Raw genomic sequence first — 26,289 nt, forward strand, 5'->3', positions numbered from 1 at the left:
TCACTCCCCAGCGTTCGCGTCGGCCAAGGAATTGGCTCCGCCCACGATTTCGCTGATTTCCTGGGTGATACCCGCCTGGCGGGCCTGGTTGGCAGTTCGGGTGTACTTCTGGATCAGATCTTCGGCGTTGTCCGTCGCGGACTTCATCGCCTTCTGGCGGGCGGCCAGCTCGGAGGCTGACGCCTGCAGCAGGCAGTAGTACAAGCGGCTGTGCACGTACTTGGGCAGCAGAGCGTCGAGCACCTCGGTGGCCGACGGCTCGAACTCGTACAGCGGGAGCACATCGTCGGACTCGGGAGGATCCGAGCCCTCGACGACCTCCAGCGGCAGCAGGCGGATGACATCCGGCTCCTGGGTCAGCATCGACCGGAACCGCGTGAAGACCACGTGCAGCTCGTCGACCGCACGCTCGGCGTCCTGGTCCTCCTCGAGAGCTTCGGGATCGATGTTGAACGCATCGACCAGGACGTTGCCGATCTCACGGGCATCGGAGTAGTCCGGGCTGTCGGAGAAACCGGACCAGGACTGGACGAACTCGCGCTGACGGAAGTTGTAGTACGCCTCGGCTTTGCGCCCCGCGAGGTACAGGTCGACCTCCTTGCCCTCGCCGGTGAGCTTCTCGACGAGGCGCTCGGCCTCCTTGAGCACCGCCGAGGAGTAGGAGCCGGCGAGTCCACGGTCGCTGGAGACGACGAGGACGGCCGCCTTGGTGGGGTTCTCCTTCTCGCGGGTCAGCGGGTGGTCGACGTTGGAGAACGTCGCCACCGCGGACACCGCGCGGGTCAGCTCGCGGGCGTACGGCGCCGAGGCCGCCGCTCGCTGCTGCGCCTTGATGATGCGAGACGCGGCAATGAGCTCCATGGCGCGGGTGATCTTCTTGGTCGCTTGGGTCGACCTGATCTTCGCGCGTAGTTCTCGTACCGACGCAGCCATACGTCAGCCCCGCTTCTGCTTGACGATCTGCTCCTGCTCGACGTCATCGTCGGTCAGAGCCTCGTGCTCCTCGTGGCCGACCTTGATCGAGCCGCCCTCGGAGGTCTCGAACTGATCGGTGAACGACTCGTAGGCGCCTTCGAGGGCCTGCTTGTTGTCGTCCTCGAACTTGCCGCTCTCACGAATGGCATCGAGGATGCCGCCGTGCGAGCGCTTGAGGTAGTCCAGGAACTCGGTCTCGAAGCGGCTGATGTCCTCGACGGGCACCGGGTCGAGCTTGGCGGTGGACGCGGCCCAGATCGAGACGACCTGGTCCTCGACGGGGAAAGGCGCGTACTGGCCCTGCTTGAACAGCTCCATGATGCGCTGACCGCGGGCCAGCTGCTGCTTGGAGGCGGCGTCGAGGTCGGAGGCGAACATCGCGAATGCCTCCATGGCCCGGTACTGGGCCAGCTCGACCTTGAGTGAACCGGTGACGGCCTTCATCGACTTCTGCATGGCCGCACCACCGACGCGCGAGACCGAGATGCCGACGTCGACCGCCGGACGCTGGTTGGCGTTGAACAGGTCGGACTGCAAGAAGATCTGGCCGTCGGTGATCGAGATGACGTTGGTCGGGATGAAGGCCGACACGTCGTTGGCCTTGGTCTCCACGATCGGCAAACCGGTCATCGAGCCGGCGCCGAGCTCGTCGCTGAGCTTGGCGCAGCGCTCGAGCAACCGCGAGTGCAGGTAGAACACGTCGCCGGGGTAGGCCTCGCGGCCCGGCGGACGACGCAGCAGCAGCGAGACGGCGCGGTAGGCGTCGGCCTGCTTGGACAGGTCGTCGAACACGATGAGGACGTGCTTGCCGCTGTACATCCACTCCTGGCCGATGGCCGAGCCGGTGTACGGGGCGAGGTACTTGAAGCCGGCCGAGTCCGAGGCAGGAGCAGCGACGATCGTGGTGTACTCCAGAGCGCCGGACTCCTCGAGGGCGCCCCGCACGGCGGCGATGGTCGATCCCTTCTGACCGATGGCGACGTAGATGCAGCGGACCTGCTTGCTCTCGTCGCCGGACTCCCAGTTCTGCTTCTGGTTGATGATCGTGTCGATCGCGATGGCGGTCTTGCCCGTCTGGCGGTCGCCGATGATCAGCTGGCGCTGTCCGCGGCCGATGGGCGTCAGCGAGTCGATGGACTTCAGACCGGTCATCATCGGCTCGTGCACGCTCTTGCGCTGCATCACGTTGGGTGCCTGGAGCTCGAGAGCACGGCGCTTGTCGCTCGCGATCTCGCCGAGGCCGTCGATCGGGTTGCCGAGCGGATCGACGACGCGACCGAGGTAGTTGTCACCGACAGGCACCGACAGGACCTCGCCGGTGCGGCGGACCTGCTGACCCTCCTCGATGCCAGAGAAGTCACCCAGGATGACGACACCGATCTCGCGGACGTCGAGATTCAGCGCCAGGCCGAGGGTGCCGTCCTCGAACTCGAGCAGCTCGTTGGCCATGGCCGAGGGCAAGCCCTCGACGCGGGCGATGCCGTCGCCGGCCTCGGCGACGATGCCGACCTCCTCGGTGGAGGCCGCCTCGGGCTTGTACTCGGAGACGAACTTCTGCAGGGCGCCGCGAATGTCGTCGGGGCTGATCGTGAGCTCGGCCATGTGTGTGCCTGCCTTCTGTGTGTGATGCGCGCGGGGCTTCAGCCTGCGAGCTGCCGGCGGGCAGTCTCGAGGCGAGTGGACATGGTGCCGTCGGCCACTTCGTCGCCGACGGAGACCGAGATGCCTCCGACGACCGAGGGGTCGACGATGATGTTGAGGTGGACGTCGTGTCCGTACTTGGCGCCCAATGCGGACGTGAGGCGCGACTTCTCGTCGTCGTCCAGCGTGTAGGCCACGCGGACCTCGGCGAGCAGACGACCGCGCCGGGCTGCGGCGGTGTCGCCGAAGTCGGACAGCGTGCGTTCGAAGGAGCCACGGCGGGCCACGGCCGCCTGGACCGCGAGGGCCAGCGCCGAATCAGAGACCTTGCCGTCGAGCAGGTTGGTCAGCAAGGAGCGCTTGGCGTCCGCGGAGACGCCGCGGTCGGAGATCACCCCGCGCAGCTCGGCGTCGGAGGACACGAGGCGGCCGATCTCGAAGACCTCGGTCTCGAGCGCATCGAGATCGCCAGCAGCATCTGCTGCTGCCACGACCGCCGACACTCCCGCAGTTTCCAGACCATCGGTCAGGTCGCGCGGAGAGTTCCAGCGTCCCGCCACGGCGGCCTGGAGGATCGAGATCGACGCGGCGCCCAGCTTCGCACCGAACACCGATGACACCAGACCCTGCTTGGCTGCGGCGTCGGTGGACGGGTCGGTCAGGATGCGCCGCAGGGCCGGAGCCCCGTCGATCGCGGCGACGGCGGCGAAGAGCTCGGCCGAGAGGTCCGCACCGGGCTTGCTCACCCCGTCGACCACGGCGAGCACGTCGGTCAACGAGACGGCCGACACTCCGCGCATCTGGTGCTTCATCAGTTGGCCGACCCCTCGAGCTCGGCGATGAACCGCTCGACCGTTCGCTTCTGACGGTCGTCGTCCTCGAGGGACTCGCCGACGATGCGGCTGGCCAGGTCAGTCGCGAGCGAGCCGACCTCACCACGCAGCTGCGCGATGACCTGGGAACGCTCGGCCTCGACCTGCGCGTGTGCCGTGGAGGTGATCCGCTCGGCCTCGGCCTGGGCCTGGGCCCGGGACTCGGCCAGGATCTGCGCGCCCTGCTCCTTGGCATCCTCACGGATGGCAGCAGCCTCGTGGCGTGCATCGGCAAGCTGGGCGGTGTACTTCTCCAGCGCTGCCTGGGCCTCCTTCTGGGCCTGCTTGGCGTCCTCGATGCCACCTTCGATGACGGCCGTGCGGTCTGCGTAGGCCTTCTCGAAGTTGGGCACCACGAACTTCGCGACGAGGAAGATCAAGATGCCGAAGAACACGGCACCCATCACGACCTCGGGCAGGAAGGGGACGAGCGGGTTGATCTCGTAGCCTTCAGCGGTGTGCAAGACAGAGCTCACGACGTCACCTCGATCTGTGGCGTGGAAGTACGGTCACGGTCCGGTGAACCGTAACTAAAGGACGAAGGCGAGAGCGATGCCGATGATGGCAAGCGCCTCGGCGAGCGCGAAGCCCAAGATGGCGATCGTCTGGAGGCGACCCTGCGCCTCGGGCTGACGAGCCACGCCGTTGATGTAGGCAGCGAAGATCAGGCCGACGGCGAGGCCGGGACCGATCGTCGCGATGCCGTAGCCGAGCATGTTGAGCGAGCCATCCATCGTGGATGTTCCTTTCGTAGTCGACGCCAGGCGGCGTCGGTGTGCGAAGTCTTATGCAGTTGTGGTGACCGCGGCGGGAGCCCGGTCAGTGCTCGTCGGCGAGCGCTCCACCGACGTAGATGGCGGTCAGCAGGGTGAACACGTACGCCTGGAGGAACATGACCAGGATCTCCAGGAAGCCGATGGCGATGAACATGATGCCCGAGCCGATGCCGGCCAGGATGTACAGACCGCCGAGGTCGAAGGCGAGGTAGGCCGCGCCCATCGAGAAGAGGATGAGCAGCAGGTGACCCGCGAACATGGTCGCGAAGAGTCGCAGCGCCAGCGTGAAGGGGCGCACGATGATGTTGGAGAAGAACTCCAGCGGGACGAGCACGAACAGGATCGGCCCGCCGACGCCAGCGGGCATGGTCTGCAGCTTGAAGTAGCCGAGAACACCGTGCTTGGCGATGCCCACGCCGTTGTACAGCAGCCAGGTGAACAGGGCGATGGCCGCCGTGAAGCCGATGCGCGAGAAGGTGGGGAACTGGAGCAGCGGGATGAGGCCGTAGTAGTTGTTCACCACGATGATGAAGAAGGCCGACACCAGGTACGGCATGAACTTCACGAAGTGGTCGGAGCCGATGTTGTCGCGACCGATGGTGCGGATGAAGCCATAGGCCATCTCGCCCGCGAACTGCAGTCGGCCGGGCACGACGGCAGCGTGGCGCGACGCCGACCACAAGACTCCGGCGATCAGCGGCACCGACAGCGCGAGCAGCAGCATCGGCTTGGTGATGCCGAGACCAGCGATCTCGAACATCGGCGGAATCTCGAAGCTCGAGGGGCTCGGGATGTACGGTCCGCGATCAGCGGTGCCCAATCCAGCCTGTCCAGCGAAGATCACTCATCACCCTTTGTCTCATGGCGTGGTCACGGTCCAGCATGTCCGAAGACGGCCGACGTCATGCTCTGATGCGTAGCGAGGCGAAGACGGTGTAGATACCGAGAACGGCACCGACCACCACTCCAATCCCCACCATGAACGAGGTGTCCCACCACGCGTCCAGCCCGAAGCCTGCGGCACCGTAGACGATGACACCGGCAACGATTCGACTGAAGGAGATCCAAGGATCCACCGGCGGCGAAGTCTCGCTCATGACGTGAGCAATCTAGCAGGGGCTCACGAGCGGTCGTCTGGCAGGTCGTAGATCGGCTGGCGAGCCCGTATCTCCGCGACGACGAGCAGCGCCGTCCAGGCCAGCGTGGTGGCGATCACGGCCAGGCCGAGTGCCGTGGCGTCGACGCCGTCGCGCGCCTGCGGCGAGCTCAGGCCGACCAGCGCGGCGGCCAGGACCGAGATCTTGGTGAGGTAGAAGGTGACAGCGGCGGCGAGGGAGAAGCCGGGCATCACCAGGGCGATGGGGCCGAGGATCATCGGCGTCGAGGCAAGCAGCACCACCACGGCCAGCCCCCCACCCAGCGCCGACCATGCAGCAGCCGGGCCCGAGGTCGCGCCGAAGACCACGGCGACGACGGCGACCACGGCCAGGGCCGGGAGCGCCACTCTCTGCAGGCTCATGAATCGACCCTCTCATCGAGTCGCGGCAGCACGAAGACGGCGGCCGCAGTCAGCGTGGTCAGCACCCCGAATCCAGCGATGGACTGCCACCCCTGGAACAGGCTGATGACGACACTTCCGAACGCCACCAGGCCGGCTGCGGCGTACATCAGCAGCACCGCACGGCGGTGCGAGTGGCCGATCTCGAGCAGGCGGTGGTGGATGTGCATCTTGTCGGGGCTGAACGGCGATCGACCGGCCCTCGTGCGACGGACCACAGCAAGCGCCAGATCCGCGAACGGAACCAGCAGGATCGTGAACGGCAGGATCAGCGGCAGCAGGGACGGCAGGAACGTGACCTCGGCGCCACCGACGCCTTCGTCGAGGCTGGTGGCCGGGAACTGCCCGGTGAGGCTGATCGACGAGCAGGCCAGCACGAATCCGATCAACATCGAACCGGAGTCGCCGATGAACATCCGGGCCGGGAAGAAGTTGTGCGGCAGGATGCCCAGGCAGGCCCCCGCCAGTGCGGCCGTGAGCATGGCCGCTGCGATGGCCCTCGTCTCGCCGTTCTGCACCGCGAGGGTGAACGCGTAGGCGAAGAAGGCCACGGCGCCGATGCCGACCATGCCAGCAGCCAGCCCGTCGAGTCCGTCGACGAAATTGACCGCGTTGGCCGTGGCCACGATCAGCACCACGGTGAAGATGGTGGCCTGCGCCCGGTCCAGACCCAGGTACGTGCCGTAGAGCGGCAGGTACAAGAACTGCACGCCCTGGGTGACGACCAGCACACCGGCCAGGACCTGGCCGGCGAACTTGCTCAGAGCATCGAGCTCGTACAGGTCGTCGATGACCCCGACGAGGCAGATCACCGCCCCGCCGAGCAGGACGCCGCGGACCGGACCGAACACCGACTCGTCGGCCAGCGACAGGAACGGCAGGTTGGTGGCCGCCAGGTACGCCGCGAGCAGCCCACCGAGCATGGCTGGTCCGCCGAAGTACGGAGTGGGCACCACGTGTACGTCGCGACCACGGACTCGGGCCACCGCGCCCAGGTGAAGTGCGGCCGATCGCGCGATGGAGGCCAGCAGGTAGGTCACCCCGAGCGCGATGCCCGCGACGACCAGGTACTCGCGCACTAGTGGCGCCCCTGCCTAGGCTCCTCGATCGTGTTGTTGAACTCGTGGAGGACGTCGACACCGATGGGCCCGGCTCGCAGGATGCGCGGGGTGCTTCCCGTGGCGTCCAGGATCGTGGACGGCTGGCCGGAGGACACGGGGCCGCCGTCGAGGTAGACCGACACCGACTCGCCCAGCATCTCCTCGGCCTCGGCCACCGTGGTGGCAGCGGCATCACCGGTGGTGTTGGCGCTGCTGACGGCCAGCGGTCCGGTCTGCTTGAGCAGCGCCAGCGCGACGCGGTCGTCGGGCATGCGGACCGCGACGGTGTTGTGGCTCTCGCCCAGGTCCCACGTCAGCGACGGCTGCTGGTGACAGATGACGGTCAACGGACCGGGCCACAGCGCGCCCACGGCCGCACGCAGCCATCCGGGGATGTCCACCGCGAGCGCCTCCAGCGTGGTCGGTGCGCCGACCAGGACTGGCGGTGGCATCTGCCGGGTGCGTCCCTTGGCGTCCAGCAGGCGCTGCACGGCTTGCGGCGAGAAGGCGTCGGCCGCGACGCCGTAGACGGTGTCGGTGGGCAGCACGATCAGCTCGCCCTCCTCCAACGCCGACTGCGCGGCCAGCAGCCCCTCGTCGAACGAGGCTTCCTCACTGCAGTCATAGAGCACCTCGTCATCGTAGGGGGTCAACACCGACGATCGGCGCGGCACCTCAGAACCAGGAGACCTGGTACAGCACGAAGGCGATGGCCATGAACTGCGTGAACCGACCGATGAAGACCATGATCAAGAACAGCGCCAGCGGCTGCTTGGAGGCCCCGGCCAGCAAGGTGACGATCGCCAGTGGCGGTATCCCGGTCAGCGAGGAGAAGAGCGCCGTCAAGCCGCCGGCATAGGGGCGGTCCAGCAGGCCGATCAACCAGTCGTTGAGACGCTTCAGGGCCTGGAACGCCCGCGTTCGAGCGATGGAGCGATTGACACGTCGCACCTGCGATCCGACGGCGGTGCGAGGCGTTCTCGGCTCGACCATCTTGATCCGGCGGGTCCCCTCCCGTGCGAGCTGGAAGACCACCGCCTTGCCGCCGGTGGTGACGATGACGTGCACCAGGATCAGCACGGTGAGGAACGACGGGCTGTCGACCTTGAGGGCCATCGCGACGACCCAGACCTCGGCATTGACGAAGATGGGGACCAGGGCCGCGCCGACGCCGACGGCGACGGCCAGGCCCAGCAGGGCCAGGTACTCGCCGTTCACAGACGACGACTCTAGCGAGTCGCCGTCACGAACCTGGGCCGGTCGGCCAGGTCGCGATGATCGCGGACGTCGTGCCAGCGATCGACGAACACCGCCGGGGCGCTCTCTCCCTGCGCGTCGGCGTGCTCGACGCCCACCACTCCCCCGGTCCTGAGCAGGCGGCGAGCGACCCGCTCGACGACGCGCATCGCGTCCAGACCGTCATCCCCGGACCACAACGAGAGCGCAGGATCGTGATCGCGGGCCTCGGGCGCGACCGACTCCCACGCGTCGAGCGGGATGTACGGCGGGTTGGCCACCACGACGTCGACGGCGCCGTCCAGGTCGTTGAAGGAGTCGGCCATGTCCCCGAGGCGGAGGTCGACTCCCGTGCCCGACAGATTGTGTGCCGCCCACTCGAAGGCCGGTAGATCCAGCTCGACCGCGTGGACCCGGGCCTGAGGCACCTCGTGCACGATGGCCAGCGAGATCGCACCCGACCCCGCGCACAGCTCGACGACGACCGGAGCCTCGGCGTCCCGGACCTGATCGATCGCCCAGCCGGCCAGCAGCTCGGTCTCCGGGCGGGGGACGAACACGCCCGGTCCCACCTCGACCTCCACGTAGCGGAAGGCGGCCGACCCCACCAGGTGCTGCAGGGGAAAACGCCGAGCTCGCGCATCGACGAGCTCGAGGTAGGCGTCGCGCTGCGGTCCCCCCACCGAGGCTCGATGCAGCATGGCCCGAGGAACGCCGAGCACGTGGCACAACAGCCACTGCGCGTCAGCAACCGGCGAGGCCACTCCCGCGTGCGTGAGGGTGGCCGTGGCGCCCTCGAGCAGCTTCTCGGCCTGGGTGCGAACGCGCGTCACTCGCCGATCCGCTCGAGACGATCGGTGAGGTCGGCCTCGACCAACGATCCGATGACGTCACCCAGCGCGCCATTCATGACCTGATCGAGGTTGTAGGCCTTGAACCCGGTGCGGTGGTCGGACAGACGGTTCTCGGGGAAGTTGTAGGTGCGGACCCGTTCGGAGCGGTCCACCGTGCGGATCTGGGACTTGCGGACGTCCGATGCCTCGGCGTCGGCCGCCGCCTGCGCTGCGTCGAACAACCGCGAGCGCAGGATGCGCATGGCCTGCTCTCGGTTCTGCAGCTGGGACTTCTCGTTCTGGCAGCTCGCCACGACACCGGTGGGCACGTGGGTGATGCGGACGGCCGAATCGGTGGTGTTGACGCTCTGCCCCCCGGGACCCGACGACCGGTACACGTCGATGCGCAGGTCGTTGTCGTGGATCTCGACGTCGACGTCCTCGACCTCGGGCAGGACCAGCACCCCCGCGGCCGAGGTGTGGATGCGACCCTGCGACTCGGTGACGGGAACCCGCTGGACCCGGTGCACGCCACCTTCGAACTTCAGCCGCGCGTACGGCGACTCACCAGGCTCTGCACTGGCCTTGCCCTTGACGGCCATGGTGACGGACTTGAATCCACCGAGGGCTGACTCGGTGGAGTCGAGGATCTCGGTCTTCCACCCCTGCTGCTCGGCGAACCGGGCATACATGCGTTGCAGATCGCCGGCGAACAGGGCCGACTCCTCACCACCCTCGCCGCCCTTGATCTCCAGCAGGACGTCCTTGGTGTCAGCGGGATCGCGCGGCACCAACAGGTGCTCGAGCCGAGCGGACAAGGCAGGAATGCGCTCCTCGAGAGCTGCGACCTCATCGGCCATCTCCAGCTCTCGGGCTGCCTCGAGATCCTCGGTCGACTGCTGCCAGTCGCGGTAGGCCCGCACGACTGCGGACAGCTCGGCATAGCGCTGACCGACCTTCTTGGCCATCGCCGGATCGGAGTGGACCGCAGGATCGGCCATGCGCTGCTCGAGCTCGGCGTGTTCAGCGACGAGCTGGTCGACGGCTTCGAACATGACACCTGTTTCCAGTCAATGGAGGGGATCGACCCGGAAGGTCGACGGGGGCGGGGCGACGCAGGTGGACAGACGACAACGCCGGCCCACCCCCCAGTGTGGTGCAGGGGGGCGGGCCGGCGCTGTGATCGCGCTAGGACTTCTGGGTGTCGCGCTTGGCGTAGCGCTTCTCGAAGCGGGCCACGCGTCCACCGGTGTCGAGGATCTTCTGCTTGCCGGTGTAGAAGGGGTGGCACGCCGAGCAGACGTCAGCCCGGAGGGTGCCCTCGTCGGAGGTGCTGCGCGTCGTGAAGCTGTTGCCGCACGTGCAGGTGACCTGGGTGTCGCCGTACGTGGGGTGGATGTTCTTCTGCATGATGTCCTCTCTGCGGTGCTGGGTCGGTTCCGCGGATGCGGCCCGTGAACCAGGACCAAGGATGAATGGTGCCAGTTGGCAGGTACTAGAGCAAAATCCGGCGACTGGTTATTCCCCGCATCCTGCTGGCTCGATCACGCCGGGAGGAGCTTCTCGATGTCCTTGGCGATCTTCTCGGGCTTGGTCGTCGAGCCGTAGCGCTTGACGACCTCGCCGTCGGCGTTGATCAAGAACTTGGTGAAGTTCCACTTGATCTTGCTGGGACCGACGCCGCCCTTCTCGGTCTTGAGCCACGTGTACAGGGGGTGCGCGCCGTCGCCGTTGACGTCGATCTCGGCGAACATCGGGAAGGTCACGCCGTAGTTCTTGCTGCAGAAGGCAGCCGTGCCCTCGGCGTCCTCGGGGTTCTGGTTGCCGAACTGATCGCAGGGGAAGCCCAGCACGACCAGCCCACGGTCGACATAGGACTGGTAGACCGTCTCCAGACCCTCCAGCTGTGGGGTGAAGCCGCAGGCCGTGGCCGTGTTGACCACCAGCATGACCTTGCCCTTGTAGTCGGCCAGGTGGCGCTCGGCGCCGTCGATGGCGGTGGCGCTGAAGTCGTGTGCAGTCGTCATGCGCTCCAGCGTAGAGGGGGCCCCCGACACCGACCACCTGAAGTGCGCCGCCAGGACTCGACCGATGCCGGAGCCGATCTCGGTCACGGTACCCAGTCGATGGACGCGACCAGGTGATCGCCGGCCAGGCCGCGCAGCTGCACCGTGCGCGGCTCGGTGAGCATCAGGTCCAACTCCTCGATGTCGGCAAGCTGGTCGGCCACGCTTCCGCTGACGAGGATCTCGCCACCCTCGGCCATGGCGGCGACCCGAGCGGCCAACGCGACGTTGCGGCCGAAGATGTCGTTGTCGCGATGCACCGCCGAGCCGTAGTGGATGCCGATGCGCACCACGATGGACGGCGTGGCTCGCCGCTTGAGCAGTGCCCGCTCGACGTCGATCGCGCAGCGTGTCGCCTGCGCGGCCTCGGCGAAGGCGATCATGAAGCCATCGCCCTGCGTCTTGATGACCTGGCCGTGGTGGCGGCCGACCTGCTTGGTCACGATGGCGTTGTGCTGGGACAGCAGGCGCACGAAGGCACGATCGCCGAGCCGGTCGTTCAGCGCCGTGGAGTCCTCGATGTCGGAGAACACGATCGCCACGCACCCGTCGACCCCGGCCAGCCGGACGAGATCGGGTCGCTCCACCTGGGCCCAGTTGGCGATCTCACTGATCGACGAGCGCCACGCGCCCCCGACCCCCTTGTCGCGCACCAAGGAGGCGGTCTCCCAGACGGCCTTGACCGCGCCTTCGGGAGAGAGGACCGATCGCCGACGACGTCGACCGCGCTCGAGCTCGCGAACTCGTGCGCGCAGGGCACGGCGACGACCGCCTCCGACCACCAGCAGGACGACCAGCGTCAGGATCGTGGCAGCCTCGACGACCGCCACGATCCATCCAGCCGACATGCGAGGGATCCTACGTGAGCTTCTGCAGGAACTCGCTGTTGCTGGAGCTCTTCGCCAACCGGCCGAGCACCGACTCCAGGCCCTCCTGAGCGGTGACGCCGGCAACCTCGCGGCGCAGCTTCCAGGTCGCGGCGAGCTCGGCGTCATCCATGAGCTCTTCTTCACGACGCGTGCTCGACGCGGCGAGGTCGACGGCCGGGAAGATGCGCCGATCGGCCAGCTCGCGGCGCAGACGCAGCTCCCAGTTGCCCGTACCGGTGAACTCCTCGAAGATCAGCTCGTCGACACTCGAGCCGGTCTCGACCGCGGCCGTCGCCAGGATCGTCAGCGAGCCGCCGTCCTCGATGTTGCGAGCAGCGCCGAAGAACTTCTTCGGCGGGTGCAGTGCCGAGGAATCGACACCGCCGGACGTGACGCGTCCGGCTCCCGACGCAGCCAGGTTGTAGGCGCGACCGAGGCGGGTGACGCCGTCGAGCAGGACCACGACGTCGTGGCCGAGCTCGACCAGTCGCTTGGCCCGCTCGATGGCGAGCTCGGCGACCGTGGTGTGGTCGCTGGCCGGCCGGTCGAAGGTCGAGGCGATGACCTCGCCCTTGACGGTCCGCTGAAAGTCCGTGACTTCCTCGGGGCGCTCATCGACCAGCACGACCATCAGGTGGCACTCGGGGTTGTTCTCGGTGATCGCCCGCGCGATCTGCTGCATGACCATGGTCTTGCCGGACTGGGGCGGCGAGACGATCAGGCCACGCTGTCCCTTGCCGAGCGGCGCGACGAGATCGACGACCCGGCCGGTCATTCCGCCAGCCTGACCCTCGAGGCGAAGACGCTCGGTCGGGTGCAGCGGGGTCAGGTTCGAGAACTCCACGCGCTTGGAGGAGTCCTCCAGCGACATGCCGTTGACCGACTCGACCTTGACCATCGGGTTGAACTTCTCCTTGCGCTCACCCTCGCGCGGCTGGCGCACCTGGCCGGTGACGGCGTCGCCGCGGCGCAGGTTCCACTTGCGCACCATCGACAGCGAGACGTAGACGTCGTTGTCGCTCGGCAGGTAACCCGTGGTGCGGACGAAGGCGTAGTTGTCAAGGATGTCGAGGATGCCGGCGGCCGGGACCAGGACGTCGTCCTCGGAGTAGGTGGGCTCGGACTCCATGCCGCGGCTGTTGCGGTTGCGGCCGCGGCGGTTACGGCGACGACCATTGGCGTCATCATCGTCCGGGCCGCCCTGCTGATCATTGTTCTGCTGATCGTTGTTCTGCTGGCGCCCGCCACCGTTGTTGTTTCCGGTACCGTTGTTGTTTCCGCCACCGTTGCCGCCACCGTCGTTCTGGCGGTTGCGATTGCGACGATTGCGGTTGTTGCCGCCGCCCTCGTTCTTGGTGTCGTCCCTGCTGGCGTCGTCCTGGCGCGCGTCGTTGCCACCGCCGTCGTTCCTGCCGTCATCGTTCTTGCCACCCTCGGCCTGGGGGGCCTCGCTCCGGGCGGCATCGTCCTGGCCGGCCTGGTCGCGCTTCGGCTGGTTCCTGCGCCCACCGGATCGGGCGGCCGACTCGTCCTTCTCGTTCTTGCCGGACTCGTTCTTGCCGGGCTCGTTCTTGGCTGTCTCGTTCTGGGCGGGCTTCTCGCTCGCGCCACCCTCGTCCCCGGTCGTCTCGGTCTTGCTCGGAGCGGCCTTCTTGGACTGCTGCTTGCGGGCCTGTTGCTTGGGCGCCTGCTCGGCGGCGGGCTGCTCTGCGGGCTTCTGCTCCGTGGCCGGGGCCTCGTCCGGCGGGCCGTCGCCGCGGGCCACCTTGATCGCATCGATCAGCGCGCCCTTGCGCAGGCCGGCACCGTCGATGCCGAGCTCTGAAGCAATCTGCTGCAGCTCGGCGAGCACCTTGCCTCCCAGTCCGCCAGAGGTGCGGCGGGTGGGCTTGGCAGCGGTCGCGGGAGCAGCGTTGTCGGTCGTGGGTGTGTCAGTCACGTAGTGGTCCTTTGCGTTGGCCATGAGCCTGGGACGGATGATCCGTGCACGAATGAGGTCAGGCGCGCCCGTCGAAGACGGACTGGATTTCATGGCGGTCACCGGGGAGAAGATCTCGACTCCGGCCCTCGAACTGTAGCATCTGCGATCGCTGCTACGGGAGCCCAATCAGGTGCCGACGATGGTGGCGCCGCCGTGGTCGACCTCGAGCTCGAGCGCGGACCACCCCTCTGGCGCACGGTCCGAGATCCCGCGCATGAAGGCCAGGACAGTGGGGCCGGCGCCTGAGATGACCGCCGGGATTCCCTCGACACGCAGCTGTCGCACCAGCTGGTACGACGCGGGCATCGCCTCGGCGCGGTACGACTGGTGCAGTCGGTCCTCCGTGGCCGAGATCAGGCGGTCGAACCCCGTGGGGTTCGTGGTGGTGAGTGCTGCGATCAACAGGGCCGTGCGGCCCGAGTTCGCTGCTGCGTCCGCATGGCTCACCTGAGCCGGCAGGAGACCGCGCGCTGCCTTGGTCGACACCGCCGTGGGCGGCACGAAGACCGTGACCTCGACGTCGGTGTCCAGCCGCTCGACCTCGGCGGCAGCTCCTTCGATCCACGCGATCGTGAGGCCACCGAGCTGCGCGGCCGCCACATTGTCCGGATGCCCCTCGAGATCGACGGCCAGCTGCAGTGCGGCGGCGTCGTCGAGCCGCTCGATCCCGCCGACGACCACGGCCCGCGCCGCCCAGATCCCGCCGACGATTGCTGCCGAGGAGGATCCGAGTCCCCGTCCGTGCGGTATGTGGTTGCGGCAGGACAGGCGAAGACCGGGTGGCGTCTCGGCCATCAGGTCGAAGGCGGCGTGCATCGCGCGGGCCACGAGGTGACTCTCGTCGAGGATGACCGACTCGGCTCCCTCACCCTGCACGTCGATGTCCAGGTGGGCACCCGTGACCTCGACGGTGATCTCGTCGTGCAGGCTCAGCGCCAGGCCGAGCGAGTCGTAGCCCGGTCCGAGATTGGCACTCGAGGCCGGGACCCGCACAGTGACCGGTCCGTCGACGAAGCTCATGTCAGGCCGGCGGCGTTCGCGGCGGCCTGCACGTCGGCGTCGATGACCGAGTCGACGATCGAGTCGAAACCGCTCAGGGCCGTCTCGGTGTCCTTCAACCCGTGTCCGGTGACGGTGACCGTGATGCGCAGACCGCGCTCGACCTCGCCGGCTTCGGCAGCAGCCAGCAGGCCCGCCACACCGGCCGCCGAGGCCGGTTCCACGAACGTGCCCTCGCGACTGGCGATCTCGCGCTGCGCGGACAGGATCTGCTCGTCGGTGACCGAGCCGATGCGTCCGCCGGAGTCGTCACGGGCCTCCTCCGCGAGCGTCCAGGAGGCCGGGTTGCCGATGCGGATGGCCGTGGCCACCGTCTCGGGGTGCATCACAGGTGCACCGTGGACTAGGGGAGCGGCACCGGCGGCCTGAAATCCCCACATCGCGGGCGTGCGGGTGGCGGGGCCGTCCTGGTGATACTCGCGAAATCCCAGCCAGTACGCGGAGATGTTGCCGGCGTTGCCGACCGGCAGGACGTGCAGGTCCGGGGCGTCGCCGATCTGGTCGACGATCTCGAACGACGCGGTCTTCTGACCCTGCAGACGCATCGGATTGACCGAGTTGACCAGAGCGACCGGGAACTCCTTGGCCAGGCCGCGCGACATGTTCAGGCAGTCGTCGAAGTTGCCGCGCACCTGGATGACCTCGGCGCCGTGCATGACGGCCTGGGCCATCTTGCCGGCGGCGATGCGGCCGTGCGGCACCAGCACGATCGGGGTCAGACCGGCGCGCGAGGCGTAGGCGGCCATGGATGCTGAGGTGTTGCCGGTGGAGGCACAGACCACGGCTCGTGCACCGTCGTCGACCGCGGCGGAGATGGCGGCCGTCATGCCGCGGTCCTTGAACGATCCGGTGGGGTTGTCGCCCTCGACCTTGAGCCACACGTCACCGTGCACGAGGTTGGACAGCCACGGAGAGTGGATCAGCGGAGTGCCGCCCTCACCGAGGGTGATGACGTTCTCGATGCCGGGGAGGCGGTCGCGGTACTCGTGGATGACTCCGCGCCAGGGGCTGGCCATCAGATGCCGCCCTCGACCCGCATGACCGAGCTGACGTCGCGCACCATGTCCAGTCCCCGCAGAGAGGCGACCGTGGCGGCCAGTGCGGCGTCGTCGGCCTCGTGGGTCACCACGACCAGCTGGGCGTCCAGGCCGCTGCCCTCCTGGCGCACCGTGCGGATCGAGACGTCGAACTCGGCGAACTGACCGGCGACCTGCGCGAGCACGCCGGCACGGTCGTCGACGTCGATCGAGATGTGGTACCTCGTGCGGGCCCGCCCGATGTCGAGGACCTCCAGATCGGCGTGGGTGGACTCGCCGGGACCGAACACACCGGCTCGACGATTGCGCGCCACGGAGACCACGTCGCCGAGGACGGCGCTCGCCGTGGGTGCACCGCCGGCGCCGGGACCGTAGAACATCAGGTCACCGGCGGCCTCGCTGACCACGAAGACGGCGTTGTAGGCGCCGCGGACGCTGGCCAGGGGGTGGTCGCGGCTGATCATGGCGGGGTGCACCCGCGCCGAGACCGCAGGACCGCCGGGGGTGTCGCGCTTCTCGCAGATCGCCAGCTGCTTGACGACGCATCCCATGTCGGCAGCTGAGCGAATGTCTGCCGCGGTGACATCGGTGATGCCTTCGCGGTGGACATCGGCGATCGTCACGCGCGTGTGGAAGGCGAGCTCGGCCAGGATGGCGGCCTTGGCCGCGGCGTCGAAGCCCTCGATGTCGGCGGTGGGGTCTGCCTCGGCGTACCCGAGGCGCTGGGCCTCCTCGAGGGCTTCGTTGAAGCCCTGACCGGTCGTGGTCATGGCATCGAGGATGAAGTTGGTGGTGCCGTTCACGATGCCCAGGACCCGCTCGACGGAGTCACCCGCCAGCGACTCGCGCAGCGGCCGCACGATCGGGATCGCGCCCGCCACGGCTGCCTCGAAGTAGAGGTCACGCTCGGCCTGGTGAGCCGCCTCGTGCAGGGTCGCACCGTCCTCGGCGAGCAGCGCCTTGTTGGCCGTGACGACCGAGGCGCCGTGCTTGAGCGCGGAGAGAATGAGGTCGCGTGCCGGCTCGATCCCGCCGATCACCTCGATCACGACATCGAGGTCACCGCGCGACACCAGAGCTGCGGCGTCGGTCGTGAACAGGTCGGCCGGCAGGTCGAGATCACGCTCGCGGCCGAGGCGACGCACGGCGATGCCGACCAGCTCGATCGGCGCGCCGACGCGCTTGCTGAGCTCGGCGGCGTCACGCGTCAGCAGTCGGGCCACCTGGGTTCCGACGACTCCGCAGCCCAGCAGGGCGACACGGAGGGGGCGGTCGAACTCGGACGAGCCTGACTCAGGCGATGAGGCACTCACCGGGCAAGGGTATCGGCCTCGCAACCCTCCGCGTCGCCCGTCTGCGATCCTGAGACGTGGCCAGCACGGATCGACACGATGTCGACAGCCCCGATCCACGGGCTTCGTTCATCGAGGGCATCAGGGTCGGTCTTCCGTTCTCGGTCGCCGGGGGTCTGTTGTCCCTGTCCTTTGGGGTCGTCGCCCGCGACACCGGCTTCAGCGCGTGGGCAGCGATCGCCATGTCACTGATCGTGTTCGCCGGGTCAGCACAGTTCGCGTCCGTCGCGATCCTCGCCGGCGGCGGCAACCCGGCGGCCGCGATCGCTGCGGCGTCCCTGATGAACTCCCGGTTCCTTCCCATGGGCGTCGCCCTTGCCCCGTCCCTGCCCGGCGGGCGAACGTGGCGGGCGGCGCAGGGCATGACGGTGGTCGACTCGTCGTGGGCGTTGGCGTTGCGACCCGATGGCACGTTCGACCGCTGGAAGCTGTTCGGCACGACCGCTCCGCAGTTCCTGATGTGGCAGCTGGGCACGATCATCGGGGCGTTCGGCGGAGACCTGATCGGCGATCTCAATCGGTTCGGTCTCGACGCGGTGTACCCGGCGTTCTTCGTGGCGATCCTGATCCCCGAGCTGCGCGATCGCGACCGCATCGGTGTCGCCCTGGCCGGCGCGGCCATCGCGCTGGCCCTGGTCCCGTTCACCCCTGCCGGAGTGCCCATCCTCGCTGCCAGCTGTGCAGCCTTCTGGGGTCTGCGGCGGAGGGCAGCATGAACGGGTCGGTGACGGGCGCCGCGATCTGGTGGACCATCGCGGGAGTCGCCGTGACGACGGCCGCGATCAAGTCGTTCGGTCCTGTCCTGCTCGGCGGCCGGGCCCTGCCTGCACGGTTCAGCGGGGTGATCGTGCTGACCGCTCCTGCCGTGCTGGCGGCCCTGGTCGCGACCAGCGTCTTCGCCGACGGCCCCCGGCTCGCGGTTGGCGCGTCGACCGTCGGGGTCGCGGCGGCGGCGGTCATCGTGTGGCGGCGTGGATCGGTGCTGCTCGCGGTCGTCGCGGCCGCGACCGTCACGGCGATCCTGCGCGCCGTCACCTGATCGCTCTCGAGGCCGACCCGCTCATCGCAGAGCCTTGGCCTGACGTCACTCAACCTTGCCGGTTCACCGGTCGCGACGAAAACCTTCGTGCTCGAGCTCGCGGCGATGCGTCTGCTGGTGCGCCAGGCGTGCGCGATGGGCGGCGCGCCGCTGTGCCCACTCCACGTCGGAGTGGGCGTCGCCCTGGGGTGGTGCGGTTCGAAGACGGCGAAAAAAGGTCATGGACTCAACCCAACAACCTGAACATATGTTGAGGTCAACTTCCTGATGGGTTACGGTCGCACCATGGCTGGGCGAAGCGCGTTCCTGACTCCAGGCGAGGTGGCATCTCGGTCCGGGGTGGCCGTGTCGGCTCTGCACTTCTACGAGAGGCAGGGACTCATCGAGAGCACCCGGACCGCGGGAAACCAACGCCGCTACGCGCGTCACGTGCTGCGCCGGATCGGATTCATCAGGGTCTCGCAACGGGTCGGCATCTCCTTGACCGACATCTTCGATGCTCTGGCTTCACTTCCCAGCGGTCGGCCGCCGACCAAGGCCGACTGGACCCGGCTCAGCCAGCGCTGGCGCACTGATCTGGACGACCGGATCGAGCAGCTGCAGCGCCTGCGCGACGATCTCGACGGGTGCATCGGGTGCGGTTGCCTCTCGCTGCGCAGCTGCACGCTCTACAACCCGGGCGATGAGCTGGCCACCGACGGAGACGGGCCTCGACGCCTGCTGACCACAGGCCGTGTCCGCTCGTGAACGCCGACCGGCACGTCTGGTACGTCTCGTACGGATCCAACATGTGGACGAAGCGGCTCGCCGCCTACCTCCAGGGCGGGGTGCCGCCGGGAGGCGAACGTCCCCATCCGGGGGCTCGCGACCCCAGCCCCCCGGTTCGCTCGGTGGCCGTCGATCTCCCCGGCACCTTGTACTTCGCCGGCAGCTCACCTCAGTGGGGCGGCGGCGTGGCCTTCTACGACCACCAGCTGCCCGGCTTCACCGCAGCGCGGGGCCATCTGGTGACACCGCAGCAGTTCGCCGCCATCGCCGCGCAGGAGATGCACCGCGACCCCCGTGATGACGATCCCCTCGCCGCGATCGTCTCGGCTGCCCTGCCCGACGGACGACACACCGTGGGCCCCGGCCGCTACGAGACCCTGATCGACGTCGGGACGCTCGACGAGCGTCCGCTCCTGACCTTCACCGCCCCCGACGGGGCCGCCGACAGCTTCCACACCGCCCCGTCGCAGGCCTACCTGCACACCCTCGCCGAAGGCCTGCGCGAGTCCCGCGACTGGACCGACGACCAGATCGCGCAGTACCTGGCTGACCGCGCCCCAGATCTCTAGCCATACTCGGCCACATGACGTCCATTGATCTGAGGTACCCCTTCGTCGGTCGCTGGCTCGTGCAGAACAGCCCCGCAGACCGGGTGCCCAGCCATGGCACGGCATTATTCGCGTCGTCGTACGCCATCGACTTCGTCCCCGTCGACGCGCGGGGACGCACAGCCTCCATCACGGTGGGCACCCTCATGCGCCCCGAACCACCGGAACGGTTTCCCGGCTTCGGACGCAACGTGCTGGCACCCGTGCATGGGGTCGTCCTCAGGACGCATGACGCGGAACCGGACCATCGCGCGTACCGCGGTCTCCCCTCGATCGGCTACGCGCTCACCCAGCGGCGTCGAGCACGAGCGGGGTGGGCCGCACTGGCCGGGAACCATGTACTCATCGAGAGCGAGGGCATGGTGGTTGCCCTCTGCCACCTTCAACAGGGCAGCGTCACGGTGCGGCCAGCACAGCGGGTGCACGTGGGCGACGTGCTCGGTCGATGCGGGAACTCCGGCAACAGCACCGAGCCCCACGTTCATGTCCAAGCAGTCGACAACCCTGACATCGACCATGCCAACGCTGTGCGGGTCACCTTCGACGGGTCGCTGCCACACAACGGAGAAGTCCTCACCGTCACCGCCTAGCTGTACGGCTAGTCGACGTCGAGCGCGAGAAGATCGTCCTCGGTCTCACGACGGACGATCAGGCGGGCCTCACCCTCGCGGACCGCCACCACCGCAGCACGCGGGACGTGGTTGTAGTTGCTGGCCAGCGACCGGCAATACGCCCCTGTTCCGGGCACGGCCAGCAGGTCGCCCGCGACGACGTCGCTGGGCAGGAACTCGTCCTTGACCACGATGTCGCCGGACTCACAGTGCTTTCCGACGACGCGACTGAGCACCGCCTGCGCGTCGGAGGAGCGCGAGGCGAGGGTGCACGAGTAGTCGGCGCCGTACAGGGCCGGTCGGATGTTGTCGCTCATGCCGCCGTCGACCGACACGTAGCGCCGCGAGGCACCGCCATCGAGCCCCACGGACTTGGCCGTGCCGACCTCGTACAGCGTGAACGTGGAGGGGCCCGCGATGGCCCGACCCGGCTCGATCGACAGCTGTGGCACCTCGACGCCCAGCGCAGCGCACTCGTCGTCGACGATCTTGAGCATCCCGCGCGCCAGCTCCGCCGGCGACTTCGGGTCGTCCTGCGTCGTGTAGGCGATGCCGAACCCGCCACCCAGGTCGAACTCCGGCGGCGTGACACCCAGCTCGTCGATGATCTGGGCATGGAGGCGCAGCACGCGGCGGGCGGCGACCTCGAACCCGTCCGTGACGAAGATCTGCGAGCCGATGTGCGAGTGCAGACCGAGCAGCTCGAGGCCGGGAGCCTCCACGACCTGCCGCACCACGTGGAGCGCGGCTCCGTCGGCGATCGAGAACCCGAACTTCTGGTCCTCGTGCGACGTCGAGATGTACTCGTGCGTGTGCGCCTCGACACCGGCCGTCACCCGAACCATCACCTGCGCCGTGCGACCAAGCTCGGTGGCGATCGCCGAGAGACGACCGATCTCCTCGACCGAGTCGATGATGATCCGTCCGACGCCGGCCTCGACCGCGCGGCGCAGCTCGGCCACGGACTTGTTGTTCCCGTGCAGCCCGATGCGCTCGGCCGGCACCTGGGCGCACAGTGCCACGGCGAGCTCGCCACCGGTGCACACGTCGAGGTTCAACCCCTCCTCGGCAATCCACCGGGCCGTGGCGACGCATAAGAACGCCTTGCCCGCGTAGTAGACGTCGGCATCGGGAAAGGCATCACGAAAGGCCCGCGCCCGGGCGCGGAAGTCGTCCTCGTCCACCACGTAGGTGGGAGTGCCGAACTCAGCAGCCAGATCGGTGGCCGACTCCCCCGCCACCGTCAGGACGCCGTCGATCTTCGACACGTTCTGGGCCCAGAGGTGACCCACCAGCTCGTTCGAGTCGTCGGGGTTGCGCAGCCAGGCCGGGCCGCGGTCGCCGGCACGCCCGTGGATGGCTCCCGCCTCGTGGGACCTCACATGCGCTCCGGCGCAGAGACACCCAGCAGCGTGAGACCGTTGGCGATCACCTGACGGGTCGCGGCGACCAGCACGAGGCGCGCACGATGGAGGTCACTGATCTCCTCGTCGCCCTTGGGCAGCACGTGGCAGACGTCGTAGAACTTGTGGAAGGTCGCCGCCGTGTCCTCCAGGTAGCGCGCCACCCGGTGGGGCTCTCGCAGCTCGGCCGCCCGCGCGACGACGCGTGGGAACTCCGCCAGCGCTCGAAGCACGTCGCCCTCACGCTCGTGCGCCAGCAACGTCGCGTCGTAGGAGTCAGCGTCCGCCGCGATCCCGAGGTCGGCGGCATTGCGGGTGATGGATGACAGCCGTGCGTGCGCGTACTGCACGTAGTGCACAGGGTTGTCGTTCGACCGCTTCGTCATCTCGGCGACGTCCAGCGTCAACGGGGTGTCGACCGGGTAGCGGATCAGCGTGTAGCGCAGGGCGTCAACGCCGATCAGGTCGATCAGCTCACGCAGGGACACGATCATGCCGGCACGCTTGCTCAGCTTGAGCTCTTCACCGTTGCTGAAGATCTTGACCAGCTGGCCGATCAGCACCTGCAGCTGCTGGTCGGGCTCGTCGCCCACGCAGGCCGCCATGGCCTTGAGCCGACCCACGTAGCCGTGGTGGTCCGCACCCAGCAGGTAGATGCACGAATCGAATCCACGGTCCCGCTTGTCGACGTAGTACGCGGTGTCGGAGGAGAAGTAGGTGAGCTCGCCATCACTCTTGCGCAGCACCCGGTCCTTGTCGTCGCCGAAGTCGCTGGTGCGCATCCACAGCGCGCCCTCGGACTCGTACAACCGGCCCTGCTCGCGGATCCGGTCGAAGGCGCGTTCGACGGCGCCACTGTCGTGCAGGGAGCGCTCGGAGAACCAGACATCGAAGTCGGTGTTCAGCTCGTGCAGCTCGGACTCGTGCTCGGCGCGCTGCAGTGCGTAGCCCGCTTCGCGGAATGCGACCATCTGCTCATCATTCGGCAGGTGCACGATGTCGGGCTGGTCGGCCACGATCCTCTGGGCGAGGCCCACGACGTACTCGCCCTGGTAGCCGTCCGGGGGCGGGGGCTCGTGGTGGGCGCGGGCCATCAGCGAAGCACCGAAGTGGTCCATCTGGACACCTCGGTCGTTGATGTAGAACTCGCGAGCGACGGTGGCGCCGGTGGCCTCGATGACCCGCGCGATGGCATCACCGACGGCAGCCCAGCGGGTGTGGCCCAGGTGGAGGGGCCCTGTGGGGTTGGCGGAGATGAATTCGACGTTGACGTTGCTGCCGGTGCCTTCGGTGGTGTGACCGTAGGCATCGCCTGCCGCGACGACCTGACCGGCGAGAACGCCCTGGCTGCTGGAGTCGACACCGATGTTGAGGAATCCGGGGCCGGCCACGGTGGCCGCCGCGATGCCGTCGGTACCCACCAGCCGATCGGCCAGCAGCGATGCGAACTCGCGGGGGTTCATGCCGGCCTTCTTGCCCAGCTGCAGAGCGATGTTGGTGGAGTAGTCGCCGTGGTCGCGCACCTTGGGACGCTCGACCGTCACGGTCGCCGGAACGCCGTCGGGCAACGACACGTCGCCCGCGTCGACCAGTGCGGCGAGGGCGGTCACGATCGCCTGGGACAGCTGCTCGGGAGTCACGACTCCACACTATCGGGAGGCCGACACGGCGCCCGGGCATGGGCGACCCGCAGGGAATGTTCGCCGAGCGGACCACTCGGCACCCTGCGGGTCGGGTGGCTGCTGATGTTCACCAGCCAGGTCCGGGGTTCGGACGTCCGACTAGCGGACAGCCACCTCACTTGTCCAAGAGCTGTTCATTCTTTGGACCACCTCCTCTCCGTGTGCCTCAACGGTACGACGGCCGAGTCGGCCGCTCAAGAGTTCGCAGCGTCCGATCTGACGGCGATCGCTCGCTGCAGCTCGACGATGAGCTCCTCTGGATCGAAGGGCTTGACCAGGAAGAAGTCGACACCGACCTCAGTGGCCCTCGCGATGTCGGCGGCATGGTTCTGCGTGGTGACCATGACCACGGCGATGTCGGCCGTGCGCGGATCGGCGCGGATCGCCGCGACGGCGGTGAACCCGTCCATGCGGGGCATCATGACGTCGACCGTGATCGCGTCCGGCAGCGAGGCTGCCTCCGCCAGCTGGTCGAGGCAGGCCTGCCCGTCGACCGCTTCGTCGACCTCGAAGCCGGCGAGCTCGAGGTTGGTGCGAATGAGCATCCGGATGGACGCCGTGTCGTCGACGACCATCACTCTGGGCATGCTCGTAACGTACTGCCCGTGCGGTAGGCTCACACGGCAGTTGGTCACATTGGTTCGGTGACATACCGAACACATGAGGCCCCCGTAGCTCAGGGGATAGAGCACCGCCCTCCGGAGGCGGGGGCGCAGGTTCGAATCCTGCCGGGGGCACGTGGTGATCTCTCGAGAGAGAGAAACATCCCGAACCCGCAGCAGCGGGTCCGGGATGTCCTATTTTCTGGGCTGATGGTCGATGTCCGGATGGTTGGTGAGTTCGCGGAGTAGTTCGCAGGTAACACACATTCTCCTCGCGTAGACCCCGGCCCGTCAGGCGTGGCCGAACGACTTGCAGGCGTAGACCTTCGGACGATGCTCGAGTACGTCACGTGTGGATGCGGTGGTTTCATGCCCGTTCCGGATGCGTGTCGATGACACGCCCCGCACCCGCACCGGCGCCCCGGTGGGCACGCGTGGCCGCACATGCCGCAGCGCTGACACCTCTGCCATCTGCCTTGTGGCGCCTCTCCCTCATCCTGGGCTTCTCGGGTGGTTACACGGAGCAGGGTCTGGTCAACCTGAACGTTTCTGGATTGGGGTGGATCTCGCTGGTGGTGCTCAGCGTGCTCACTGAGGTGCTCGCGCTCCTCACCCTTGGTCTCGTGCAGCCATGGGGGGACGCCTTTCCGCGATGGGTTCCCTACCTTGGCGGACGCTCGATCGCACGAAAGCCGGTCGTCGTGGTCGCGTCGGCCGGCGCACTGGTTCTGACCGTCTTGTGGGCCCAGTTGCTCTTCTGGTGGCACATTCCGCACCCCGATATGACGTCAACGGGAGCGAACCTGGTCGGGTTCTTGTACCTGCCCCTGGTGGCCTGGGGCCCACTGCTCGCCGTAGTGACTGTCTCTTACGCCAGACGGCACCGCACAGCTCACGATCAACGGGCGCAACTCGATCCGGTACGCATTCGCCGCGGACCGAGATCGACCCATGGTGGACCCACCTGACACGAGGTCTGCTTCTACGAAGCGGCGTAGGCGCGCCGCAGCCGGGGCGACGTGCGCCAGTCCGAAGGCCAGTGAGTCCGGCGCCTCAGCGGGGCAGAGACCTGCCCCGAAGGCGCATGGCTTCCCCAACCCGTTCCTGCGCCAGGGCGCGAGCGGCCTGGTGGGTCGTGACCGACCGCGATCGCGCCTCCTGCAAGATCTGGGCGGTGTTGGCGCGGAGCTTCTCGGACACTGTTGCGAAGATGGCGTCCGTCTCGGGCCGGAAGGGCGAGTACCGAGCCTCCATGGCAAAGGCCGCACTCACGACGCCCCCGGCGTTGGCCACGAAGTCCGGGACGACGCTCACCCCACGCTCGCGCAGGATCTCTTGCGCCTGCGGGCTCGTCGGAAGGTTGGCACCCTCGACGACCAGCTGCGCGCGAAGTGCACTGGCTCCTCTGCCGTCGATGACGTCCTGCAGCGCCGCCGGGACGACGATCTCGGCGTCGACGTACAGCTCCTCGCCGGGCTCGATGCGAAGGTCTGGGAAATCGTCGACCAGGTGGTCGCCGACCTCATGTCGACGACTGAGGAGCGCCGGAACGTCCAGTCCAGTGGGATCAGCGATTGCGCCGGCAGCTGTCGAGATCGCCACCACCTGATAGCCCAACTCGTCGAGGCGGGCGGCGGCCGCGTGCCCCACGGCCCCGAAACCCTGGATCGCCACTCGTGCCCCCCGCAGGTGCTGGAGGGCGGCAGCCTCGTCGGCCGCCTCGGCCACGCCAAAGCCCGTGACCCCCAGCTGGTCGTACGGCACCCCGCCGAGCGCGTGCGGAGTGCCCACAGAGGCACCGCGATCACCCAGCTCGTCGTTGATGATGGCCGCGTCGTCCTCGGTCAGGCCCATGTCCAGGCCGAAGACGTACTCCGCCGGCACCTCTCCGGAGAGCTTGCGCACGAACGAGCGAAGGATCTCCTCCTTGTGCGGTGACTCCGGATCGGCCTGGACCCCGGCCTTGGCGCCGCCGTGGAACAGGTCCACCACAGCCCACTTCCACGTCATCACCCGCGCTAGACGGGCAATCTCCTCGACGTCCACGGTGGGCTGCATCCGCGTCCCACCCTTGCCGACGCCCCGGGATGTGTTGTCAATGACCAGCACACCCTTCATACCCGTCTTGGTGTCGCTGACGGCGATGACCTTCTCCGGACCCCACTCGTCCATGAGGTCGAACAGACTAGACAACGAGAGCAGCTCCTTGACTGGTGGTGGT

The 26,289-nt window shown here is 67.9% G+C and carries 31 protein-coding genes and 1 tRNA gene; 7 read left to right on the forward strand and 25 right to left on the reverse strand.

Annotated elements, in window-relative coordinates:
• The 20 genes from ACHAA3_RS00755 to ACHAA3_RS00850 all read right to left on the reverse strand — a co-directional run bounded on the left by ACHAA3_RS00755 (nucleotide 1) and on the right by ACHAA3_RS00850 (nucleotide 17,316).
• Entirely contained in the window at nucleotides 1-933 is a 933-nt protein-coding gene (locus ACHAA3_RS00755) for a F0F1 ATP synthase subunit gamma (RefSeq protein WP_435707015.1), read from the reverse strand.
• 3 nt (nucleotides 934-936) lie between these two features.
• The gene (atpA, locus tag ACHAA3_RS00760; protein ID WP_435707016.1) at nucleotides 937-2,577 is read right to left on the reverse strand and encodes a F0F1 ATP synthase subunit alpha; all 1,641 of its coding nucleotides are present in this window, start codon (nucleotides 2,575-2,577) and stop codon (nucleotides 937-939) included.
• Nucleotides 2,578-2,615: 38 nt separating this feature from the next.
• Complete coding sequence (locus tag ACHAA3_RS00765; protein WP_435707017.1) at nucleotides 2,616-3,428, reverse strand: F0F1 ATP synthase subunit delta; 813 nt, start codon at nucleotides 3,426-3,428, stop codon at nucleotides 2,616-2,618.
• Nucleotides 3,428-3,964, reverse strand: a complete 537-nt coding sequence (locus ACHAA3_RS00770; protein WP_435707018.1) for a F0F1 ATP synthase subunit B — start codon at nucleotides 3,962-3,964, stop codon at nucleotides 3,428-3,430. The genes ACHAA3_RS00765 and ACHAA3_RS00770 overlap by 1 nt, the downstream gene beginning before the upstream one ends.
• A 54-nt stretch (nucleotides 3,965-4,018) precedes the next feature.
• Nucleotides 4,019-4,222, reverse strand: a complete 204-nt coding sequence (locus tag ACHAA3_RS00775; RefSeq protein ID WP_435707019.1) for a F0F1 ATP synthase subunit C — start codon at nucleotides 4,220-4,222, stop codon at nucleotides 4,019-4,021.
• Nucleotides 4,223-4,307: 85 nt separating this feature from the next.
• Entirely contained in the window at nucleotides 4,308-5,108 is an 801-nt protein-coding gene (gene atpB / locus ACHAA3_RS00780; protein ID WP_435707020.1) for a F0F1 ATP synthase subunit A, read from the reverse strand.
• A gap of 58 nt (nucleotides 5,109-5,166) precedes the next feature.
• Nucleotides 5,167-5,361, reverse strand: coding sequence for a hypothetical protein (locus ACHAA3_RS00785; RefSeq protein WP_435707021.1), 195 nt, complete (start codon nucleotides 5,359-5,361; stop codon nucleotides 5,167-5,169).
• Between the two features lie 23 nt (nucleotides 5,362-5,384).
• A complete protein-coding gene (locus ACHAA3_RS00790) occupies nucleotides 5,385-5,783 on the reverse strand; it encodes a hypothetical protein (RefSeq protein ID WP_435707022.1) in 399 nt (132 codons plus the stop codon).
• The gene (locus ACHAA3_RS00795) at nucleotides 5,780-6,901 is read right to left on the reverse strand and encodes a glycosyltransferase family 4 protein (RefSeq protein WP_435707023.1); all 1,122 of its coding nucleotides are present in this window, start codon (nucleotides 6,899-6,901) and stop codon (nucleotides 5,780-5,782) included. Before ACHAA3_RS00795 ends, ACHAA3_RS00790 begins: the two co-directional genes overlap by 4 nt.
• Nucleotides 6,901-7,554 carry an L-threonylcarbamoyladenylate synthase gene (locus ACHAA3_RS00800; protein ID WP_435707024.1) on the reverse strand — a complete coding sequence of 218 codons (654 nt, stop codon included), beginning with the start codon at nucleotides 7,552-7,554 and terminating at the stop codon, nucleotides 6,901-6,903. Before ACHAA3_RS00800 ends, ACHAA3_RS00795 begins: the two co-directional genes overlap by 1 nt.
• Nucleotides 7,555-7,597: 43 nt before the next feature.
• Nucleotides 7,598-8,140, reverse strand: a complete 543-nt coding sequence (locus tag ACHAA3_RS00805) for a hypothetical protein (protein ID WP_435707025.1) — start codon at nucleotides 8,138-8,140, stop codon at nucleotides 7,598-7,600.
• A gap of 11 nt (nucleotides 8,141-8,151) precedes the next feature.
• Nucleotides 8,152-8,991 carry a peptide chain release factor N(5)-glutamine methyltransferase gene (gene prmC / locus ACHAA3_RS00810; RefSeq protein ID WP_435707026.1) on the reverse strand — a complete coding sequence of 280 codons (840 nt, stop codon included), beginning with the start codon at nucleotides 8,989-8,991 and terminating at the stop codon, nucleotides 8,152-8,154.
• On the reverse strand, nucleotides 8,988-10,046 hold the full coding sequence (prfA, locus tag ACHAA3_RS00815) for a peptide chain release factor 1 (protein ID WP_435707027.1): 1,059 nt from the start codon (nucleotides 10,044-10,046) through the stop codon (nucleotides 8,988-8,990). The genes prmC and prfA overlap by 4 nt, the downstream gene beginning before the upstream one ends.
• Before the next feature lie 133 nt (nucleotides 10,047-10,179).
• Nucleotides 10,180-10,401, reverse strand: coding sequence for a 50S ribosomal protein L31 (gene rpmE / locus ACHAA3_RS00820; protein WP_435707028.1), 222 nt, complete (start codon nucleotides 10,399-10,401; stop codon nucleotides 10,180-10,182).
• A 134-nt stretch (nucleotides 10,402-10,535) separates the two neighbouring features.
• Nucleotides 10,536-11,018, reverse strand: a complete 483-nt coding sequence (locus ACHAA3_RS00825) for a glutathione peroxidase (RefSeq protein WP_435707029.1) — start codon at nucleotides 11,016-11,018, stop codon at nucleotides 10,536-10,538.
• An 83-nt stretch (nucleotides 11,019-11,101) separates the two neighbouring features.
• On the reverse strand, nucleotides 11,102-11,905 hold the full coding sequence (locus ACHAA3_RS00830; RefSeq protein ID WP_435707030.1) for an adenylate/guanylate cyclase domain-containing protein: 804 nt from the start codon (nucleotides 11,903-11,905) through the stop codon (nucleotides 11,102-11,104).
• 10 nt (nucleotides 11,906-11,915) lie between these two features.
• Complete coding sequence (rho, locus tag ACHAA3_RS00835; RefSeq protein ID WP_435707031.1) at nucleotides 11,916-13,865, reverse strand: transcription termination factor Rho; 1,950 nt, start codon at nucleotides 13,863-13,865, stop codon at nucleotides 11,916-11,918.
• Nucleotides 13,866-14,033: 168 nt separating this feature from the next.
• Nucleotides 14,034-14,927 carry a homoserine kinase gene (gene thrB / locus ACHAA3_RS00840; protein WP_435707032.1) on the reverse strand — a complete coding sequence of 298 codons (894 nt, stop codon included), beginning with the start codon at nucleotides 14,925-14,927 and terminating at the stop codon, nucleotides 14,034-14,036.
• On the reverse strand, nucleotides 14,924-15,982 hold the full coding sequence (thrC, locus tag ACHAA3_RS00845; RefSeq protein WP_435707033.1) for a threonine synthase: 1,059 nt from the start codon (nucleotides 15,980-15,982) through the stop codon (nucleotides 14,924-14,926). Before thrC ends, thrB begins: the two co-directional genes overlap by 4 nt.
• Nucleotides 15,982-17,316: a homoserine dehydrogenase gene (locus ACHAA3_RS00850; RefSeq protein WP_435707034.1), complete on the reverse strand. Its 1,335-nt coding sequence runs from the start codon at nucleotides 17,314-17,316 to the stop codon at nucleotides 15,982-15,984. The genes thrC and ACHAA3_RS00850 overlap by 1 nt, the downstream gene beginning before the upstream one ends.
• A gap of 56 nt (nucleotides 17,317-17,372) precedes the next feature.
• Between ACHAA3_RS00850 and ACHAA3_RS00855 the strand changes: the two genes are divergently transcribed.
• Nucleotides 17,373-18,071 carry an AzlC family ABC transporter permease gene (locus ACHAA3_RS00855; RefSeq protein ID WP_435707035.1) on the forward strand — a complete coding sequence of 233 codons (699 nt, stop codon included), beginning with the start codon at nucleotides 17,373-17,375 and terminating at the stop codon, nucleotides 18,069-18,071.
• On the forward strand, nucleotides 18,068-18,394 hold the full coding sequence (locus ACHAA3_RS00860; RefSeq protein ID WP_435707036.1) for an AzlD domain-containing protein: 327 nt from the start codon (nucleotides 18,068-18,070) through the stop codon (nucleotides 18,392-18,394). Before ACHAA3_RS00855 ends, ACHAA3_RS00860 begins: the two co-directional genes overlap by 4 nt.
• 63 nt (nucleotides 18,395-18,457) lie before the next feature.
• Here the strand turns inward: ACHAA3_RS00860 and ACHAA3_RS00865 are convergent, their stop codons facing one another.
• On the reverse strand, nucleotides 18,458-18,616 hold the full coding sequence (locus ACHAA3_RS00865; protein ID WP_435707037.1) for a hypothetical protein: 159 nt from the start codon (nucleotides 18,614-18,616) through the stop codon (nucleotides 18,458-18,460).
• Nucleotides 18,617-18,679: 63 nt separating this feature from the next.
• On the opposite strand from ACHAA3_RS00865, the gene soxR reads away from it, so the two are divergent.
• Genes soxR through ACHAA3_RS00880 form a run of 3 tightly spaced genes read left to right on the forward strand, consistent with a single transcriptional unit; the run spans nucleotide 18,680 to nucleotide 20,360 of the window.
• Nucleotides 18,680-19,141 (forward strand): redox-sensitive transcriptional activator SoxR, encoded by a 462-nt coding sequence (gene soxR, locus ACHAA3_RS00870; protein ID WP_435707038.1) that lies wholly within the window; start codon nucleotides 18,680-18,682, stop codon nucleotides 19,139-19,141.
• Entirely contained in the window at nucleotides 19,138-19,731 is a 594-nt protein-coding gene (locus ACHAA3_RS00875; protein WP_435707039.1) for a histone deacetylase, read from the forward strand. The genes soxR and ACHAA3_RS00875 overlap by 4 nt, the downstream gene beginning before the upstream one ends.
• A gap of 14 nt (nucleotides 19,732-19,745) precedes the next feature.
• A complete protein-coding gene (locus ACHAA3_RS00880; protein ID WP_435707040.1) occupies nucleotides 19,746-20,360 on the forward strand; it encodes a M23 family metallopeptidase in 615 nt (204 codons plus the stop codon).
• An 8-nt stretch (nucleotides 20,361-20,368) separates the two neighbouring features.
• On the opposite strand, the gene lysA is transcribed toward ACHAA3_RS00880, so the two are convergent.
• The 3 genes from lysA to ACHAA3_RS00895 all read right to left on the reverse strand — a co-directional run bounded on the left by lysA (nucleotide 20,369) and on the right by ACHAA3_RS00895 (nucleotide 24,053).
• On the reverse strand, nucleotides 20,369-21,763 hold the full coding sequence (gene lysA / locus ACHAA3_RS00885; protein WP_435707041.1) for a diaminopimelate decarboxylase: 1,395 nt from the start codon (nucleotides 21,761-21,763) through the stop codon (nucleotides 20,369-20,371).
• Nucleotides 21,760-23,424, reverse strand: coding sequence for an arginine--tRNA ligase (argS, locus tag ACHAA3_RS00890; protein WP_435707042.1), 1,665 nt, complete (start codon nucleotides 23,422-23,424; stop codon nucleotides 21,760-21,762). Before argS ends, lysA begins: the two co-directional genes overlap by 4 nt.
• Before the next feature lie 236 nt (nucleotides 23,425-23,660).
• Nucleotides 23,661-24,053, reverse strand: coding sequence for a response regulator (locus tag ACHAA3_RS00895; protein WP_435707043.1), 393 nt, complete (start codon nucleotides 24,051-24,053; stop codon nucleotides 23,661-23,663).
• Between the two features lie 78 nt (nucleotides 24,054-24,131).
• Between ACHAA3_RS00895 and ACHAA3_RS00900 the strand changes: the two genes are divergently transcribed.
• Together ACHAA3_RS00900 and ACHAA3_RS00905 are read left to right on the forward strand one after the other, a co-directional pair.
• Nucleotides 24,132-24,203, forward strand: a tRNA-Arg gene (locus ACHAA3_RS00900).
• Nucleotides 24,204-24,502: 299 nt separating this feature from the next.
• A complete protein-coding gene (locus ACHAA3_RS00905) occupies nucleotides 24,503-25,036 on the forward strand; it encodes a hypothetical protein (protein ID WP_435707044.1) in 534 nt (177 codons plus the stop codon).
• Nucleotides 25,037-25,121: 85 nt separating this feature from the next.
• Here the strand turns inward: ACHAA3_RS00905 and ACHAA3_RS00910 are convergent, their stop codons facing one another.
• Nucleotides 25,122-26,240 carry a Glu/Leu/Phe/Val family dehydrogenase gene (locus ACHAA3_RS00910; RefSeq protein ID WP_435707045.1) on the reverse strand — a complete coding sequence of 373 codons (1,119 nt, stop codon included), beginning with the start codon at nucleotides 26,238-26,240 and terminating at the stop codon, nucleotides 25,122-25,124.
• Nucleotides 26,241-26,289 lie beyond the last annotated feature (49 nt).

This window comes from Aeromicrobium sp. CF3.5, from assembly GCF_051262695.1.
Taxonomy (GTDB): Bacteria; Actinomycetota; Actinomycetes; order Propionibacteriales; family Nocardioidaceae; genus Aeromicrobium.

Bases quoted from the DNA above. Each gene is read 5' to 3' on its own strand.
- ACHAA3_RS00880 (WP_435707040.1), top strand. From the start codon at position 19,746: ATGACGTCCATTGATCTGAGGTACCCCTTCGTCGGTCGCTGGCTCGTG.
- ACHAA3_RS00785 (WP_435707021.1), bottom strand. From the start codon at position 5,361: ATGAGCGAGACTTCGCCGCCGGTGGATCCTTGGATCTCCTTCAGTCGA.
- thrC (WP_435707033.1), bottom strand. From the start codon at position 15,982: ATGGCCAGCCCCTGGCGCGGAGTCATCCACGAGTACCGCGACCGCCTC.
- ACHAA3_RS00865 (WP_435707037.1), bottom strand. From the start codon at position 18,616: ATGACCTTTTTTCGCCGTCTTCGAACCGCACCACCCCAGGGCGACGCC.
- ACHAA3_RS00860 (WP_435707036.1), top strand. From the start codon at position 18,068: ATGAACGGGTCGGTGACGGGCGCCGCGATCTGGTGGACCATCGCGGGA.
- ACHAA3_RS00895 (WP_435707043.1), bottom strand. From the start codon at position 24,053: ATGCCCAGAGTGATGGTCGTCGACGACACGGCGTCCATCCGGATGCTC.
- soxR (WP_435707038.1), top strand. From the start codon at position 18,680: ATGGCTGGGCGAAGCGCGTTCCTGACTCCAGGCGAGGTGGCATCTCGG.
- rpmE (WP_435707028.1), bottom strand. From the start codon at position 10,401: ATGCAGAAGAACATCCACCCCACGTACGGCGACACCCAGGTCACCTGC.
- ACHAA3_RS00830 (WP_435707030.1), bottom strand. From the start codon at position 11,905: ATGTCGGCTGGATGGATCGTGGCGGTCGTCGAGGCTGCCACGATCCTG.
- ACHAA3_RS00825 (WP_435707029.1), bottom strand. From the start codon at position 11,018: ATGACGACTGCACACGACTTCAGCGCCACCGCCATCGACGGCGCCGAG.
- thrB (WP_435707032.1), bottom strand. From the start codon at position 14,927: ATGAGCTTCGTCGACGGACCGGTCACTGTGCGGGTCCCGGCCTCGAGT.
- ACHAA3_RS00765 (WP_435707017.1), bottom strand. From the start codon at position 3,428: ATGAAGCACCAGATGCGCGGAGTGTCGGCCGTCTCGTTGACCGACGTG.
- ACHAA3_RS00755 (WP_435707015.1), bottom strand. From the start codon at position 933: ATGGCTGCGTCGGTACGAGAACTACGCGCGAAGATCAGGTCGACCCAA.
- ACHAA3_RS00910 (WP_435707045.1), bottom strand. From the start codon at position 26,240: ATGGACGAGTGGGGTCCGGAGAAGGTCATCGCCGTCAGCGACACCAAG.
- ACHAA3_RS00775 (WP_435707019.1), bottom strand. From the start codon at position 4,222: ATGGATGGCTCGCTCAACATGCTCGGCTACGGCATCGCGACGATCGGT.
- ACHAA3_RS00790 (WP_435707022.1), bottom strand. From the start codon at position 5,783: ATGAGCCTGCAGAGAGTGGCGCTCCCGGCCCTGGCCGTGGTCGCCGTC.
- atpA (WP_435707016.1), bottom strand. From the start codon at position 2,577: ATGGCCGAGCTCACGATCAGCCCCGACGACATTCGCGGCGCCCTGCAG.
- prfA (WP_435707027.1), bottom strand. From the start codon at position 10,046: ATGTTCGAAGCCGTCGACCAGCTCGTCGCTGAACACGCCGAGCTCGAG.